This window comes from Arthrobacter sp. Helios, from assembly GCF_023167125.1.
Lineage (GTDB): Bacteria > Actinomycetota > Actinomycetes > Actinomycetales > Micrococcaceae > Arthrobacter_B > Arthrobacter_B luteolus.
This window is the reverse complement of record NZ_CP095402.1, coordinates 2510124-2525046: the sequence shown is the minus strand read 5'-3', so window position 1 is coordinate 2525046 and position 14923 is coordinate 2510124. Positions and strand designations below refer to the sequence as shown.

Here is a 14923-nt window from a genome sequence, read left to right as displayed (position 1 = left end):
GTCCAGGACACTAAAAGGTCCAGCGGGGAACCCGTCAGCAGGCGGGAGAACTCAGGGCTTTTTGTGGAGGCCGTCGAACACCATGGAAATAACGTCATCGGCGAGTTTGTCCGCACCGATGGGCCCTCCGGGTTTGTACCACTCAACAATGGAGTTGATGGTGCCAAAGAGCAGCCGGGTGGTGGTGCGCGGGTCGATGTCCCCGCGCAGCGAACCCTCGGAACGGGCGGCGTCGACCAGCTGGGCCACCCGGTGGTCGAATTCGCGGCGCCGCGCCAGGGCATCCCGCTCAATCTCGGTGTTGCCGCGCAGGCGCAGCAGCAGGGTCACGAACGGCAGGCGGTCGGTCAGGACCCGGATGGTTCCACGCAGAACAAATTCCAGCCGGGCATCGGCGGGCCCGGTGGAGGCCCGGGGATCGTCCAGGACGCCCTCCAGCCCGCCCAAGGCGTTCTCCAAGGCCAGGCGGAGCAGATCCCCCTTGGAGGGAACATGGTGGTAGATGGCGGACTTCGTGATGCCGAGGTTCTCCGCCAGGATGCCCATGGAAGTTGCCTCGTAGCCGTGGCGGTTAAAGACGTCGACGGCGATGTTCAGCACGGTCTGCTGGTCATAGCCCGGCCGGCCCCGGCGGGTGCCGTTGGCGGACGCGGGCGGGGACGCAGGGGAAGTCGGAGTCTTAGGCATCTGGATATTTTCCCATGAACGTTCGGTTGGCCGGACCAGGCCGGCCAACCGAAAGCGGGGCTAGGCCTGGGTTTCCGTCTTTTTGCGTAGGTCGTAGATCCGGCGCAGCTTGCCGCTGGACCTGGCCAGTGAACCCGGCTCCACCACATTGATGGTGCAGGAGGACCCAACATGGATCTTAATCTGGGCCTTGAGTTCGGCTGCGGCGCGGACGCAGTCCTCCGAACCGGATTCCGCCCGGCGCTCGATCTTGACCGTGAGCTCGTCCATACGGTCCGGGCGGGTGATTTCCAGCTGGAAATGCGGGCTCAGAGCGGGAATGCGCAGGGCGATTTCCTCGATCTGGCTGGGGAACAGGTTCACGCCGCGCAGGATGATCATGTCATCGTTGCGTCCGGTGATCCGGCCCATCCGCCGCATGCCCGGACGGGCAGTGCCCGGCAGCAGGCGGGTGAGGTCGTGCGTGCGGTAGCGGATGATCGGCAGGGCTTCCTTGGTAAGCGAGGTGAAGACCAGCTCGCCGTGCTCCCCGTCTGCCAGGACCCGGGTGTCATCAAACGGATCGATGATCTCAGGGCGGAAGTGGTCCTCCCAGATGTGTGCGCCGTCCTTGGTCTCGACGCATTCGCCGGCCACCCCCGGGCCCATAACCTCGGACAGGCCGTAGATGTCGCAAGCGTCGATGTCCAGCAGGACTTCGAGTTCGTGGCGCATTTCCTCGGTCCAGGGTTCGGCACCCAGCACGGCGTTCTTCAGCGACGTGGACCGGGGATCGATGCCGGCCTTCTTCATGGCATCGGCAATGGTCAGCAGGTAGGTCGGGGTGCAGAGGATGGTATCCGGCTCGAAGTCCTGGATCATCTGGATCTGCCGCTCGGTCTGGCCGCCGGACATGGGAATCACGGTGCAGCCCAGCTTCTCGGCACCGAAATGTGCGCCCAGCCCGCCGGTGAACAGTCCGTAGCCGTAGGCGTTGTGCACTTTGTAGCTGGACTTGACTCCGGAGGCGCGCAGGGAGCGGGCCACCAGGGTGCCCCAGCGGTCCAGATCACCCTTGGTGTAGCCAACCACCGTCGGACGCCCGGTCGTGCCGGAGGACGCGTGGATCCGGGCCACCTGCTCCATGGGGACGGCGAACATACCGAAGGGGTAGCTCTGCCGCAGGTCTTCCTTGGTGGTGTACGGGAACTTGGCCAGGTCCGCCAGTTCCTTGAGATCGTCCGGGTGGACCCCGGCGTCGTCGAACTTCTTCGTGTACAGCGGAACCCGTTCATACGCATAGCGCACCGTTTCCTGCAGCCGGGTCAGCTGGAGGGCTTCGATTTCCGCCCGGCTCATCAGCTCCTCGGGATCGAGGGTGGCGGGGTCGGCTGCGGTGGCCTTGACAGTGGAAACGGTATTCATGCGCTGGAACCTTCGTGGGGAGGGGGTGGGGCTGATTCTGCAGGTTATGCGGCGGAAGGGGAAGTGTTCTGGTCTTTCTGCCTGCCCTGGCCTCGCCAGCACCGGCAGGCAGTCCGGAGACGGGCTAGGCCCGGCGGGCAGGATTCGGGATGGTGCGCGAGCGGCCGCGGAATTCCGCGATGACCCGGCTGCTGCCGTCCGGGGCCTCAGCGGTGACGGCGATGTCATAGACACCGCTTCGGCCGGCGCCTGCGCGGCGGACGGCATCCGCCCGGAGCTTCTCGCCCGCCCGGGCCGAAGAAATGAAGTTGATATCCGCGCCGGATGCCACCGTGATGGTGTCCATCTCAGCGGTGGATTGCGCGGTGGAAGGATTGCAGGCCAACGCGAAGGCCGTGTCTGCAAAGGCGAAGACCATACCGCCGTGGGCGATGGCGAAGCCGTTGAGCATCTCCGGCCTCAGCTCCATGGTGATGACAGCCTCGCCGTCGCCCAGCCGGACGACGTCGATGCCCAGCCACTCGGACGTGGCATCGTTTTCGAGGATGGGGTGGGCCGGACGCAGTTCGCGTGCCGGGGCGGTGACACCGTAGTCAGCCATGGGGCCCTCACTTTTCTTTACCGAATGTTCATTAGGTAATCCTGTGAGCGCTGTCACTGTCAAATTTGGCGCAGTTTGAGCAGGCTGTGTGACCCGGGAAATCCGATGGCCTGCGGTGCTCCCAGACGGCTTGATGGGGCATGGCTTACCCTGTGAACGTGATGTTCGCCAAGGCGGCGCCGGGTGCGCTGCAGCCAGCCATGTCCTCGCTGCTGCCGGAATGGCTGGATCCGCAGGTGTTTCTCGCAGACCCGGCAATCGGCCCCTGGGTGGTCCTGCTGGTCTGCGGAATCGTGTTTGTGGAAACGGGACTGCTGGTGGGGTTCTTCCTCCCGGGCGATTCCCTGCTTTTCACTGCCGGGCTCCTGGTGGCAACCGGCGCGATCCAGATAAACATCTGGCTGCTGATCCTGTTGATCGCCCTCTGCGCCTTTGCCGGTGACCAGCTTGGCTATTTCATCGGACGCAAGGCCGGGCCGGTGGTCTTCAACCGGCCGGATTCGCGTCTGTTCCGGCAGGAAAATGTCACCCGCGCGGAATCATTCTTCGCCCGGCACGGCGGCAAGGCGGTGGTCCTGGCCCGGTTCATTCCGATCATCCGGACCTTCACCCCCGTGGTGGCCGGAGTTGGGCGGATGCATTATGCGACGTTCATCGCCTACAACGCCATCGGCGCCGGCGTCTGGGCCCTGAGCGTTACCCTGCTCGGCTTCCTGCTCGGGGACCGGGTGCCCTTTGTGCGGGACAATCTCGACCTGATCTTCGTCGGCGTGGTGATCCTGACGGTGATTCCGATTGCCGTAGGCCTGCTGCGGCAGGGACGGCGGTCGGGCCGTTCCCGCCGGAGTCCGAAACCGGGTCCCACCCCGCCGGGGCAGCCCCGCCCGCAGCGGCGGCCGCCCGCACCGGAGGCGGGCAGCGCGGACTGAGAGTTGCCGGTCCCCGCTGCCGCCGTCCGGAGGCGGATTATTTTCCGGCCGGAACCGGTGAGCCGGCGCTCGGCAGGAGCGATCGCGCGCCCAGGGCATCCAGGACAAAGGCGTAGTCCCAGGCCCGGTCCTTCCAGGCCTCGTAACGTCCGGACGCTCCGCCGTGGCCGCCCTCCATCTCGATCTTCAGCACGATCGGTTCGGATCCGGTGGTGACTTCGCGGAGTTTCGCGACCCATTTGGCCGGTTCGACGTACAGCACGCGGGTGTCGTTGAAACTGGTGACCGCCGCGATGCGCGGGTAATCCTCGGCACGGATGTTCTCGTACGGGGTGTATTCGCTCATGTAGCGGTACACCTCCGGATCGGTGATCGGGTTGCCCCATTCCTCCCATTCCAGTGCCGAAAGCGGCAGGTCCGGATCAAGGATGGAGGTCAGGGCGTCCACGAACGGGACCTGCGCCACGATCGCCTTGTACTTCTCCGGGGCCAGATTCGCGACGGCGCCCATCAGCAGTCCGCCGGCGGAGCCGCCCATAGCCGCGATCCGGGCCGGGTCAACCCAGCCGGAGGCCGCAACGTGTTGCGTGGCCGCGACGAAGTCGGTGAAGCTGTTCTTCTTGTGGAGTTTCTTGCCCTGGTCGTACCAGGCCCGGCCCATTTCACCGCCGCCGCGGATATGTGCGACGACGAAGATGACTCCGCGGTCCAGCAGCGACAGCCGGGCAATGTTAAAGGCCGGATCCATGGAGATTTCGTAGCTGCCGTAGGCATAGACCAGTGCCGGGTTGGAGCCGTCCCGGGCGATCTCCGCGCGGCGCAGCACGGAGAGTGGAATCCTGGTGCCGTCCGGCGCCGTCGCCCAGTCCCGTTCCGCCACGTAGTCCGCCCGGTCATAGCCGCCGCGGACCGGCGTTTCCTTGCGCAGCTCCAGTTCGCCGGTGGCGAGGACGTAGTCGTAGACCCGCGGCGGCGTGAGGTAGGAGGTGTAGCTCAGCCGGATGATCGGGGAGTCGTATTCCGCGTTGGTCAGGCCCGCGGTGTACAGCTCTTCGTCAAAGGCCGGCTCGGTGGGGCTGGCCTGGGCAGGGGTGCCGAGACCTTCCATGGGCAGGATCTGCACCCGCTCGGTGGTGTCCTTGCGGACCGAAACGAGGACGTGCGTGCGGGTGACCGATGCCCCGTTGACCCGGACGGCGTCGTCGTGCGCCACAACCGTGTGCCAGTCCTGCTCGGCAAGCGGCTTGGCGAACTCGGTGCCGGCAACCAGGGAGACCATCGAGTTCAGCGCGTCCCGGTTGTGCGTGATCAGGTACTGGCGCACTCCGTCCCGGGTGAACGGCTCTGCCTCGTAGAGGATGCCTTCGCTGCGGGGGATGAGGGTGTGGACGGTGCCGGTGGGATCGTCGAAGTCCAGCACCCGGTACTCGCTGTATTCAGAGGTGCTGATGCCGATCAGCAACTGCCTCCGGTCGGCGGAGAGGTCGAATCCGGTCCACATGGCGACGTCGTCTTCCTGGTAAATCACGACGTCGTCCTCCACCGGGGTGCCCAGGGTGTGGGCCTTGACCTGGTAAGGGCGCCACGAGTCATCCACCACGGTGTAGAAAACCCGGGTGCCGTCGGGGGAGAAGGCCAGGGAATAGAAAACGTTGCTGACGACGTCGGGCAGCAGTTCGCCGGTCCGCAGATCCTTGATGCGGAGCGTGAACCGCTCGTCCCCGGCGTTGTCTTCGGAGTAGGCGAGGAGATGACCGTCTTCCGTCACCGCCAGGCCGCCGAGGGAGAAAAAGGGTTTGCCTTCGGCCTCGGCGTTGCCGTCGATCAGGACCTGCTCGCCGGGCACCGGCACTCCGGGCTCGACGACGGGCGGCGTCCAGTCGGCGTGCAGGTCCCCGGTGTCCTGTGCTGCGGTCCGGCAGTGGATCGCGTACTGCTGGCCCTCTTCGGTGCGGGTGTAGTACCACCAGCCGCGCTTGCGGGCAGGGACGGACAAATCGGTTTCCACGGTCCGCGCCTTGATTTCCTCGAAGATCTGCCGGCGCAGTTCTTCCTGGTCCTTGGTGACTGCCGCGGTATACGCGTTTTCGGCGTTGAGGTGCTCGACTACCTCGGGGTTTTCCTTCTCCCGCAGCCATTCGTAGTCGTCGATGAACGTATGGCCGTGGTGGATCCGCTCGGTGGGTACCTTCTTGGCGACGGGAGGCTGCGTTGTAGTCATCCTCCGAATATATCCAGCCCTGCCCGCAGCGGAAGGCGGACCGGGGTGGTTATGCCGCAGGCGAAGGCTCAGCGGCCGAGCAGGAACCAGCCACTGAACATTCCCGCGGCCGCGAAGAACACCCAGTTCACGGCAACCATCACCAGGGTGTGTGTGAAGGGCCTGGAGTCGGATTCCGGTGCAGGTCCAATGACGGGTTCCGGAGCGGGACCATGGCGGAACTGGGACCACAGTGAGGTTGCCAGCAGCAGGCCGCCTCCGGCCAGTGCCACCGGCACTGCCTGTACCGTCAGCAGGACCGACCGGCCGACGGTCGCGAACAGCAGCAGGTGGAAAACTGTTACGGCGGCCAGGACGCCCAAAGGCTTTTGCCACTGTCCTGCCAGCAGGACCGGAACGTAATAGGGTGCAGCTCCCGCGGCCAGCAGCAGGGTGGCGACGACGGCGGATCCTGTGACGGTAATGCCCAGGACCCCGTTGGTGGAAGCCACCGCGGCGGCAACGGCGCAGAATCCCAGCAGGCCCAGGAGGGCAGGAACCAGCAGATGGGCCGTCAGGGCAGGAGCGGCACGTTCCTTGAGACGGGCCTTGAGCCTGGTGCGCTCCGACTGTCCGCTGTACGCCATGGTGCTCCTCCCGCCTCTATTGGTGACCTTCCTAAGGTAGCCGTTGCCGGGGGCATCCATGGACGTGCCTGCCGCTGGCGCCTTTCCTGCTGCGGTTCCGGCAGGGTGGGTGTGCCGTCTTGACGTGCCGTCGCTCACACGCATATCCTGAACGAACGGTCGGTAATTATTGGCCGGGGTACTTCCGCGGTCCGGACCGCGGCCACGTGGAAAACAATGAGGTGACTTATATGGCTACGCAGACCGACGCACAGCGCGACCTGCACGCCGTCCCGGCCTACAGTGCCGAGGATCAGGCCGGGCAGGCTGCGTTCGACGCGATCATCGCTGAGGATTCACGGATTGAACCGCGGGACTGGATGCCGGAGGGCTACCGGAAAACCCTGGTCCGCCAGATCTCCCAGCACGCGCACTCCGAGATTGTCGGAATGCAGCCGGAAGCCAACTGGATTACCCGGGCCCCGTCGCTTAAGCGCAAGGCCATCCTTATGGCCAAGGTGCAGGACGAAGCCGGGCACGGACTCTACCTGTACTCCGCTGCAGAGACCCTGGGCACCCCGCGCGAGAAGATGACCGAAGATCTGATTGCGGGCAAAGCGCGCTACTCCAGCATCTTCAATTACCCGACCCGCAGCTGGGCTGACATGGGTGCGATCGGCTGGCTGGTTGACGGCGCTGCCATCTGCAACCAGGTGCCGCTGTGCCGCGCCTCGTACGGACCCTACGGCCGGGCCATGGTGCGGGTCTGCAAGGAGGAATCCTTCCACCAGCGGCAGGGGTTCGAAATCCTGCTCGAACTGGCCAACGGCACCGAGGCGCAGAAGCAGATGGCGCAGGACGCAATCAACCGCTGGTACGCCCCGTCCCTGATGATGTTCGGCCCGCCGGATGACAACTCGCCGAACTCCCAGCAGTCCATGAAGTGGAACATCAAGCGCTTCTCCAATGATGAGCTGCGCCAGCGCTTTGTCGGCATGATCGTTGAACAGGTCAAGGTCCTGGGCCTCACCCTCCCCGATGACCAGATCCGGTTCAACGACGAAACCGGCAAATGGGAATACGGCCCCCTTGACTGGCACGAATTCAAGGAGGTCCTCGCGGGCCGCGGGCCGTGCAACGCCCAGCGCCTGGCACGGCGCCGCGAAGCACACGAGAACGGCGCCTGGGTGCGCGAAGCAGCGGCAGCCTACGCCGCAAAACAGGCACGGAAGACTGAGGTGGCATAAGCATGGTTTCCGGTTCCACAACGGGTGACGACGGCGCCAAGCCGGTAGGCACGGATTCTTCCGCACAGCCCGGAACAGGCGTCAACGCGGCCTGGCCGCTCTGGGAAGTTTTTGTCCGCTCCTCACGCGGGCTTTCCCATGTCCACGCCGGTTCGCTGCACGCACCGGACGCCGACATGGCCGTCCGCAATGCCCGTGACCTCTACACCCGGCGCAACGAAGGCGTTTCGCTCTGGGTTGTCCCCGCTGAAGCCATCATCTCCAGCGATCCGGATGCCAAGGGCCAGTTCTTTGAATCCCCCCAGGGCAAGGACTACCGGCACGCCACGTACTACCGTAAATCGGAAGGGGTGAAGCACCTGTGAGCTCGGACAGCGCCACCCGCATCACCCCGGGAAATGCCCTCCGCCCGGAGGATATCGCCGCATCGGATGCCAAGGCACCCGTTGACACTGCCGAATACGCGCTCCGCCTGGGCGATGACTCCCTGGTCCTGGCCCAGCGCCTGGGCTGGTGGATCTCCCGTGCTCCCGAGCTGGAAGAGGACATTGCCCTCTCCAACATCGCCCTGGACCTGATCGGCCACGCCCGGTCCTTCCTGACCTACGCGGGCACCGCGTGGGGCAAGTCCGAAGATGACCTGGCTTACTGGCGCGGTGAGGGCGAGTACCGTTCGGCCCACATCGTGGAGCAGGAAAACGGCGACTTCGCCAGGACCATCGCACGGCAGCTGGTGGTTTCGTTCTACCAGTTCGAGCTTTACACGGCGCTGCTCGCCTCCAAGGATGAGACGCTCGCTGCCATCGCGGCCAAGGCCGTCAAGGAAGTGGATTACCACCGGGATCACAGCGCCCAGTGGGTTCTCCGCCTGGGCCTGGGCACCGAAGAGTCCCGGACCCGCATGATCCGCGCCCTGGAACTGGTCTGGCCGTACGTCGGTGAACTGTTTGAAGACGATGACCTGGTCCGCTCCCTGGACGGAACCGCCGTCCTGCCCTCCAGCCTGCGGGAGGCCTTCGATGCGAAGATCGGCGCAGTGCTGGCCGAGGCAGAGCTCCAGGTCCCCGAGGTCCAGCCCGCTCCCGGCGGCGGGCGCCAGGGACTGCACAGCGAATACCTCGGCCCCCTCCTGGCAGAAATGCAGGTCCTGGCCCGCGAACATCCCGGCGCCTCCTGGTAGCAGTCATGAACGAGACAGACACGGCCAGGAACGCGGCAGGGGCACCTGCCGGACACACAGCGGGCAGCGCCAAGGATTCCGGCATGGACCCGGAATCCAGCACGGCGCTCCGCCCGGCGGATCCGGCAGCCGCTGCCGCCTGGGATATCGCTGCCACGGTCTGCGACCCGGAAATCCCCGTCCTCACCATTGAGGATCTGGGGGTGCTGCGGGCCGTGGAACTGATGAATGGCAACCAGGTCCGGGTGGTCATTACGCCCACCTATTCCGGCTGCCCGGCCATGGACGCCATCCGGGAAGACGTCACGGCCGCGCTCACGGCTGAGGGCTACGCCGGTGTCCAGGTGGACCTGGTGCTCGCCCCGGCCTGGACCACCGACTGGATGAGCGAGTCCGGCAAGACCAAGCTCAATGCCTACGGCATCGCCCCGCCCACCGGGCGCGCGGCCGCGGGGCCGGTCCGGCTGGGACTCAGCGTCAAATGCCCGCAGTGCTCCTCCCTCAATACCCGTGAAATGACCCGCTTTGGCTCCACCTCCTGCAAGGCGCTGTACGTCTGCAGCGACTGCCGGGAACCCTTCGACTACTTCAAGGTGCTCTAACTATGACAACCTCCACCACCGAGGCCGCCGAGGCCGCCGGGGCGGCCCCGGCCTCCCGCCGCACGGCCTTCCACCCGCTGACGGTCAGCGAAGTCCGCCGGCTCACGGAAGACGCCATCGAAGTAACATTCGCCGTCCCCGCGGACCTGGCCGGGTCCTTCGATTACCTGCCCGGACAGTACGTTGCCCTCCGCACCACCCTGGAGGGACAGGACATCCGCCGCAGCTACTCCATCTGCGCCGAGCCGACGCCGGGCGAGATCCGGGTGGCCATCAAACGCGATCTGGGCGGCAGGTTCTCCACCTGGGCCAATGAGTCGCTCAAGGCAGGCGATGTCCTGGACGTCATGAGCCCCACCGGCGGGTTCATCTCCAAGCACCCGATGAACGCCCTGAACCTCCCCGAAGACATCGACGTCACCGAAGAGAACGTGTTCGTCGCCGTCGCCGCGGGCTCCGGCATCACCCCGGTCATCTCAATCGCCCGCACCGTGCTCGCGGCGTCGGAGAACGTCCGCTTCGACCTGGTGTACGCCAACAAGGCCGCCATGGACGTGATGTTCCTGGAGGAACTCGCTGATCTGAAGGACAAGTACCCCTCACGCTTCGCCCTGCACCACGTGCTCTCCCGTGAGCAGCGCATTTCCCCGCTGCTCTCCGGCCGGATCGACGCCGAGAAACTCAGCGCCCTGATCGAGTCGGTCCTCCCGACCCGCGACGTGGACGAGTGGTTCCTGTGCGGTCCCTTTGAACTCGTGCAGATGTGCCGGGACACCCTGGCCGACCGCGGCGTGGAAGCCGAAAAGGTGCGCTTTGAACTCTTCACCACCGGCCAGCCAGGCCGGCCCGAAGGCCAGATCGGCCGCCCGGTGAAGGTGGACCCCTCCGCAGACAACTTCGAAATCAGCTTCCGGCTGGACGGCCTGCAGGGCAAGGTCGCCAGCCCCACGCATGCCCGCGAGTCCATCCTCAACGCCGCTCTCCGATTACGCCCGGACGTCCCCTTCGCCTGCGCCGGCGGCGTCTGCGGCACCTGCCGCGCCAAGGTCGTGTCCGGCACCGTGGAGATGGAAGAGAACTACGCGCTGGAACCGGACGAGATTGAAAAGGGCTACATCCTCACCTGCCAGAGCCGTCCCACCAGTCCCGAAGTCACCGTCGACTACGACGCCTAGGAGCCCAGGAACATGAGCGAGCAGACCCCCGCACCCACCAGCTCCATGGTGGAGCTGAGCATCAGCGACGGCATCGCTGAAGTAGTGCTGAACGCACCCAGGAAGCTCAATTCCCTGGACGAACAGGCACTGGCTGACCTCTCCAAGGCCTACGACGACGCCGCGGCCGCCGGGGTGCGGGCACTGCTGCTGCGCGGTGAGGGCCGGGCGTTCTGCGCCGGACGCGACATCTCCGCCGTCGACCCGTCCAACGACGACGCCTACGGCTACCTGGGGGACCTCGTCACTCCGCTGCTGAAGAAAATGGCCGCCTTCCCGGCACCCACCTTCGCGGCAGCCCAGGGCGCCTGCCTCGGCGTCGGACTGGGCCTGCTGGTAGCCACCGACGTGGTCTATGTGGCGGACAATGCGAAAATCGGGTCGCCGTTTGCCAACCTCGGCGCAACCCTGGATTCGGGCGGACACTGGCTCTTCACGGAGCGCCTCGGCGCGCACCGCACCCTGGACCTGATCTACACTGCGGACCTCATGAGCGGTTCCGAGGCTGTGGCCGCCGGACTGTTCAGCCGCGTGTTCCCCGCTGATGACCTGCTGGAAGCCACCCGTGCCACGGTGGCCCGCGTCGCCACCGGCGCCACCGAAGCGTTCCGCGCGTCGAAGGAGCTGGTCGCCCAGATCCGCGACCAGCGGCTGGGACTGTGGGAATCCGTGGAGGACGAGAACAAGGCCCAGGGCGTGCTCTGCGGCACCGAGGACTATGCGGAAGGCTTCGCCGCCTTCGTGGAAAAGCGGAAGCCGCACTTCAAAGGCTGACCCAAGCCGGGCCGGTCGAAAGGAGCGGCAAGCCGCCCGGAATCGTCCGGCCGTCATCCGGTGCCGTTCCATTCGACAGCACCGCCGATCTCCGGGAGAATGACAGGACCGGAGGACCACCCTGCCCGGCAACCGGCGCCCGAGGAGGACCAATGACAGTGCGTGCCGCACGTTTGGTGCGTGGCTGGGCCGCAGCGTTTGCGGCCACGGCTGTGGCAGCGGCGTCGCATGTGCTGGGCGGCGGGGCAGCCCCGGAACCCGCTATTGTCCTGTTCTCCCTGGCGATGTCCGGAATGGCCGGCTGCCTGCTTGCGGGACGCTCACTGTCACTGCTCCGCCTCTCCGCGGCAGTGGTCTTCAGCCAGGGATTGTTCCACCTGCTCTTCAGCCTTGGATCCGCGCCTGCAACGGTTGGAACGCAGGCCGGCCACGCCGGCCATGCCGGCTTCCTCGGAGCGGTGGCCGAACACTCCCTCGCAGCTGAACCGGTCCAGGCTGCCGCCGCTGCGGGATTCATCATGTGGTCCAGCCACGCCCTGGCGGCAGCTGCCACCGTTTGGCTGCTGGCGTGCGGTGAGAAAACCGCCCGGAGACTGATCGAAGCCCTGGGGCTGCGGCCCGGAGCCCTGCTTCCGCTGTTCCAGCCGGAGCACCTGGCCCGCCCGGTTGCCCAGGTGCTCGCCTACCGTCCCCGGAACCTGCGCAACCTGGGCATACCCCTGCTGACTTTCCGCCACCGTGGCCCCCCGGCTGCTTTCGTGTCCGCCTAAGCGCTGAGAGCGCATCCACACGAAACCCCAGTTCCCGCACCGCGGAACGGAAAGCAGTAATGACTACCTCTCTCTTCCAGCACGCCCGCGCGCGTGCCGTCCTTCTTGCCGCCGCCCTGTTCGGCGCCCTTGCCCTGTTCCTGGTGGCCGCCCCGCCGGCCCTGGCCCACGATGAACTCGTCTCCTCCACCCCGGAGGACGGCACCGTGCTGGCTGAAGCGCCCACCGAAATTGAACTGGTGTTCAGCGCCGAACTGATGGACCTGGGCAACCAGGTGGTCCTCGCAGATGCCTCCGGCGCCAACCTGATCGAGTCCGAACCGGTCCTGAACCGGGAAACCCTGGCCCAGCCCCTCCCCGCCCTGGAGGACGGCGAATACCAGGTCACCTGGCGCGCCGTCTCCAGCGACGGCCACCCGATTACCGGTGCCTTCAGCTTCACCGTGGGCGCGCCGGTCTCCAGTGCAGCCGCTACAGACCCGGCAGCAGCCGGGACAGCCACTCCCACGGCCACGGAATCCGCTCCGGAGGAATCTGCCACCGCAATCGCCCCCGGAGAAACCTCCAGCTCCGTGACCTTCGGCCCGCTGGGCTGGGTCCTCACCGCCCTGGGCGGTGCCCTCGTTGGAGTAATCATCTACGTCATTGTCGTGGCCGTGAACAAGCGCCGCCGCGGCGGAAACGCCTAGCCCACCCGTGAGGCGCCGGGCCTGACGGCCCGGCGCCTGCACCTCTTTGCGGCACCGGCGCGGTGCCGTCCTTTCGTGAACCCTTTGCCCGGCACCATGAGTGTGCCCGGGGCACCCCTATCTTTGGAGTACCTTTCCCATGAAAAAAATTACCCTCGCCGCAGCCGTCCTGGCCCTGTCCGCCGCCGGCCTCGCAGGCTGTGCCACGGACAGCCCCGCCCCCGGCGCATCCTCCTCCTCAGCGGCGGAGCAGGCACAACAGCTGACCCTGTCCGGAGCCTGGGCCAAAGCCGGTGACGCCGGCGGAATGACCGGTGTCTTCGGCACCCTGAAGAACGACGGCGCGGAGGACCTCACCGTCGTGGCCGCGAGCTCGCCCGCAGCGGCAACCGTCGAACTGCACGAAACAGCCATGGGAGCTGACGGCGCCATGGCCATGCAGCAAATCGAAGGCGGGTTCACGGTTCCGGCCGGCGGCGAATACCTGCTGGAGCCCGGTGCCAGCCACCTGATGCTGATGGGACTGGAAGATGGACTCCTCGCCGGAGATACCCTGCCGATCACCCTGGAACTGGCAGACGGCAGTACCCTCGAACTCGAGGCCGTCGCCAAGGACTTCGCCGGAGCGAATGAAAACTACGGGTCGGAGGACTCCGCAGGTGAAAGCCACGGAGACCACGCCCACGGCGATGGTGAGTCCCACGGCACCGCGGAGCACTGATGAGCCCGGAAACAGCATCACCCCGTAAGCCGGGTGTTGCTCGCCGGCACCTGCTGTTCGGCGGAGCAGCGGCCGGTTTGGGTGCGGTCGCTGCGGCCGGGGCGCAGCTCGCGGCCGGCCGGGGCGGATCGGCAGGCCCGGAGCTGGTCCGGACCGGGCTGGACGAGGCTGGAGCGAATGGCGGGCAGACCGTCCCGTTCTTCGGTGAGCATCAGGCAGGCATTGAAACCCCGCCGCAGGCCCACGCGTCCTTCGTGGCACTGGACCTGCGCGGGGGCGTGGGCAGGGACCGGATCCGGTCCCTGCTCCGGCTGCTGAGCGACGACGCCGCCGCCCTCACCCAGGGACAGGCCGCCCTGGCGGACACGGAAGCCGAACTGGCCCTGCTGCCGGCACGGCTCACTGTGACGTTCGGATTCGGGCCCCGCCTCGTGGCCGCCGTGGCCCCGCACCTGGCGCCGGGCTGGCTGACACCGCTGCCGGCGTTCGACATCGACGCACTGCAGGAGCGCTGGAACGGGGGTGACCTGCTGCTGCAGCTCTGCGCCGATGATCCGCTCACCCTGGCCCATGCCCAGCGCATGCTGCTCAAGGACAGCCGGAGCTTCGCCGTTGTGCACTGGATCCAGTCCGGTTTCCGCCGCGCCTATGGCAGCGAACAGGCCGGCACCACGGCGCGGAACCTGTTTGGACAGGTGGACGGATCGGCGAATCCCGTACCGGGCACCCCCGAGTTCGACCGCGTGGTCTGGGGCGACAGTGACATTCCGGCCTGGCTGGAAGGCGGTACGTCCGCCGTCGTGCGCCGGATCGCGATGAACCTGGACACCTGGGATGAACTCGACCGGCGCGGCCGGGAGGAATCGGTGGGGCGGACACTCGCCAACGGCGCGCCGCTGACCGGTTCCGCCGAACACGATGAACCGGACTTTGAAGCCGTCACCGCCCTGGGCTTCACCGTGATTCCGGACTACGCACACATGCGCCGCGCCCGCCCGGATAACCCGCGGCAGCGGATCCTGCGGCGTTCGTACAATTACGACGCCGCGCCGGAGCCCGGGGGAGCCGTCTCCGATGCCGGCCAGGTCTTTGTCTCCTACCAGGCCGACGTCACGGCCCAGTTCCTGCCCATCCAGGAGCGCCTGGACAAGCTGGATCTGCTGAATGAGTGGACGACGCCGGTTGGTTCGGCGGTGTTCGCTGTCCCGCCGGGCGCGCGGGAGGGTGGTTTCGTGGGGGAGAGCCTCTTCGAATAGGAGATTGCTCCCGCAGCGTGGCC

Annotated in this window: 16 protein-coding genes; 11 read left to right on the top strand and 5 right to left on the bottom strand. The window is 66.5% G+C overall.

The window, feature by feature from the left end:
• Positions 1–51 precede the first annotated feature (51 nt).
• The 3 genes from ArtHe_RS11405 to ArtHe_RS11395 all read right to left on the bottom strand — a co-directional run bounded on the left by ArtHe_RS11405 (position 52) and on the right by ArtHe_RS11395 (position 2692).
• Entirely contained in the window at positions 52–687 is a 636-nt protein-coding gene (locus tag ArtHe_RS11405; RefSeq protein ID WP_248316944.1) for a TetR/AcrR family transcriptional regulator, read from the bottom strand.
• A 60-nt stretch (positions 688–747) separates the two neighbouring features.
• A complete protein-coding gene (gene paaK, locus ArtHe_RS11400; protein WP_066296348.1) occupies positions 748–2091 on the bottom strand; it encodes a phenylacetate--CoA ligase PaaK in 1344 nt (447 codons plus the stop codon).
• Between the two features lie 124 nt (positions 2092–2215).
• On the bottom strand, positions 2216–2692 hold the full coding sequence (locus tag ArtHe_RS11395) for a hotdog fold thioesterase (protein WP_248316943.1): 477 nt from the start codon (positions 2690–2692) through the stop codon (positions 2216–2218).
• Positions 2693–2832: 140 nt separating this feature from the next.
• Between ArtHe_RS11395 and ArtHe_RS11390 the strand changes: the two genes are divergently transcribed.
• Positions 2833–3621: a VTT domain-containing protein gene (locus tag ArtHe_RS11390; protein WP_248316942.1), complete on the top strand. Its 789-nt coding sequence runs from the start codon at positions 2833–2835 to the stop codon at positions 3619–3621.
• Positions 3622–3658: 37 nt separating this feature from the next.
• On the opposite strand, the gene ArtHe_RS11385 is transcribed toward ArtHe_RS11390, so the two are convergent.
• Positions 3659–5842, bottom strand: a complete 2184-nt coding sequence (locus tag ArtHe_RS11385) for a S9 family peptidase (protein WP_248316941.1) — start codon at positions 5840–5842, stop codon at positions 3659–3661.
• 68 nt (positions 5843–5910) lie between these two features.
• Positions 5911–6468, bottom strand: coding sequence for a hypothetical protein (locus ArtHe_RS11380; RefSeq protein WP_066296340.1), 558 nt, complete (start codon positions 6466–6468; stop codon positions 5911–5913).
• 230 nt (positions 6469–6698) lie between these two features.
• On the opposite strand from ArtHe_RS11380, the gene paaA reads away from it, so the two are divergent.
• The 10 genes from paaA (at position 6699) to ArtHe_RS11330 (ending at position 14900) form a co-directional block, all read left to right on the top strand.
• Positions 6699–7694, top strand: a complete 996-nt coding sequence (gene paaA / locus ArtHe_RS11375) for a 1,2-phenylacetyl-CoA epoxidase subunit PaaA (RefSeq protein WP_248316940.1) — start codon at positions 6699–6701, stop codon at positions 7692–7694.
• A gap of 2 nt (positions 7695–7696) precedes the next feature.
• Positions 7697–8059 carry a 1,2-phenylacetyl-CoA epoxidase subunit PaaB gene (paaB, locus tag ArtHe_RS11370; RefSeq protein ID WP_066296336.1) on the top strand — a complete coding sequence of 121 codons (363 nt, stop codon included), beginning with the start codon at positions 7697–7699 and terminating at the stop codon, positions 8057–8059.
• Positions 8056–8874: a 1,2-phenylacetyl-CoA epoxidase subunit PaaC gene (paaC, locus tag ArtHe_RS11365; protein ID WP_248316939.1), complete on the top strand. Its 819-nt coding sequence runs from the start codon at positions 8056–8058 to the stop codon at positions 8872–8874. The genes paaB and paaC overlap by 4 nt, the downstream gene beginning before the upstream one ends.
• An 83-nt stretch (positions 8875–8957) precedes the next feature.
• Positions 8958–9476 carry a 1,2-phenylacetyl-CoA epoxidase subunit PaaD gene (gene paaD, locus ArtHe_RS11360; RefSeq protein ID WP_248319768.1) on the top strand — a complete coding sequence of 173 codons (519 nt, stop codon included), beginning with the start codon at positions 8958–8960 and terminating at the stop codon, positions 9474–9476.
• A gap of 2 nt (positions 9477–9478) precedes the next feature.
• Entirely contained in the window at positions 9479–10651 is a 1173-nt protein-coding gene (gene paaE, locus ArtHe_RS11355; protein ID WP_248316938.1) for a 1,2-phenylacetyl-CoA epoxidase subunit PaaE, read from the top strand.
• Positions 10652–10696: 45 nt separating this feature from the next.
• Positions 10697–11464 carry an enoyl-CoA hydratase/isomerase family protein gene (locus tag ArtHe_RS11350; RefSeq protein WP_248319767.1) on the top strand — a complete coding sequence of 256 codons (768 nt, stop codon included), beginning with the start codon at positions 10697–10699 and terminating at the stop codon, positions 11462–11464.
• A gap of 152 nt (positions 11465–11616) precedes the next feature.
• Complete coding sequence (locus ArtHe_RS11345) at positions 11617–12234, top strand: hypothetical protein (RefSeq protein ID WP_248316937.1); 618 nt, start codon at positions 11617–11619, stop codon at positions 12232–12234.
• 59 nt (positions 12235–12293) lie between these two features.
• Positions 12294–12923, top strand: a complete 630-nt coding sequence (locus ArtHe_RS11340) for a copper resistance CopC family protein (RefSeq protein WP_248316936.1) — start codon at positions 12294–12296, stop codon at positions 12921–12923.
• 139 nt (positions 12924–13062) lie between these two features.
• Positions 13063–13644, top strand: a complete 582-nt coding sequence (locus ArtHe_RS11335) for a copper chaperone PCu(A)C (RefSeq protein WP_248316935.1) — start codon at positions 13063–13065, stop codon at positions 13642–13644.
• Entirely contained in the window at positions 13644–14900 is a 1257-nt protein-coding gene (locus tag ArtHe_RS11330; protein WP_248316934.1) for a Dyp-type peroxidase, read from the top strand. The genes ArtHe_RS11335 and ArtHe_RS11330 overlap by 1 nt, the downstream gene beginning before the upstream one ends.
• Positions 14901–14923 lie beyond the last annotated feature (23 nt).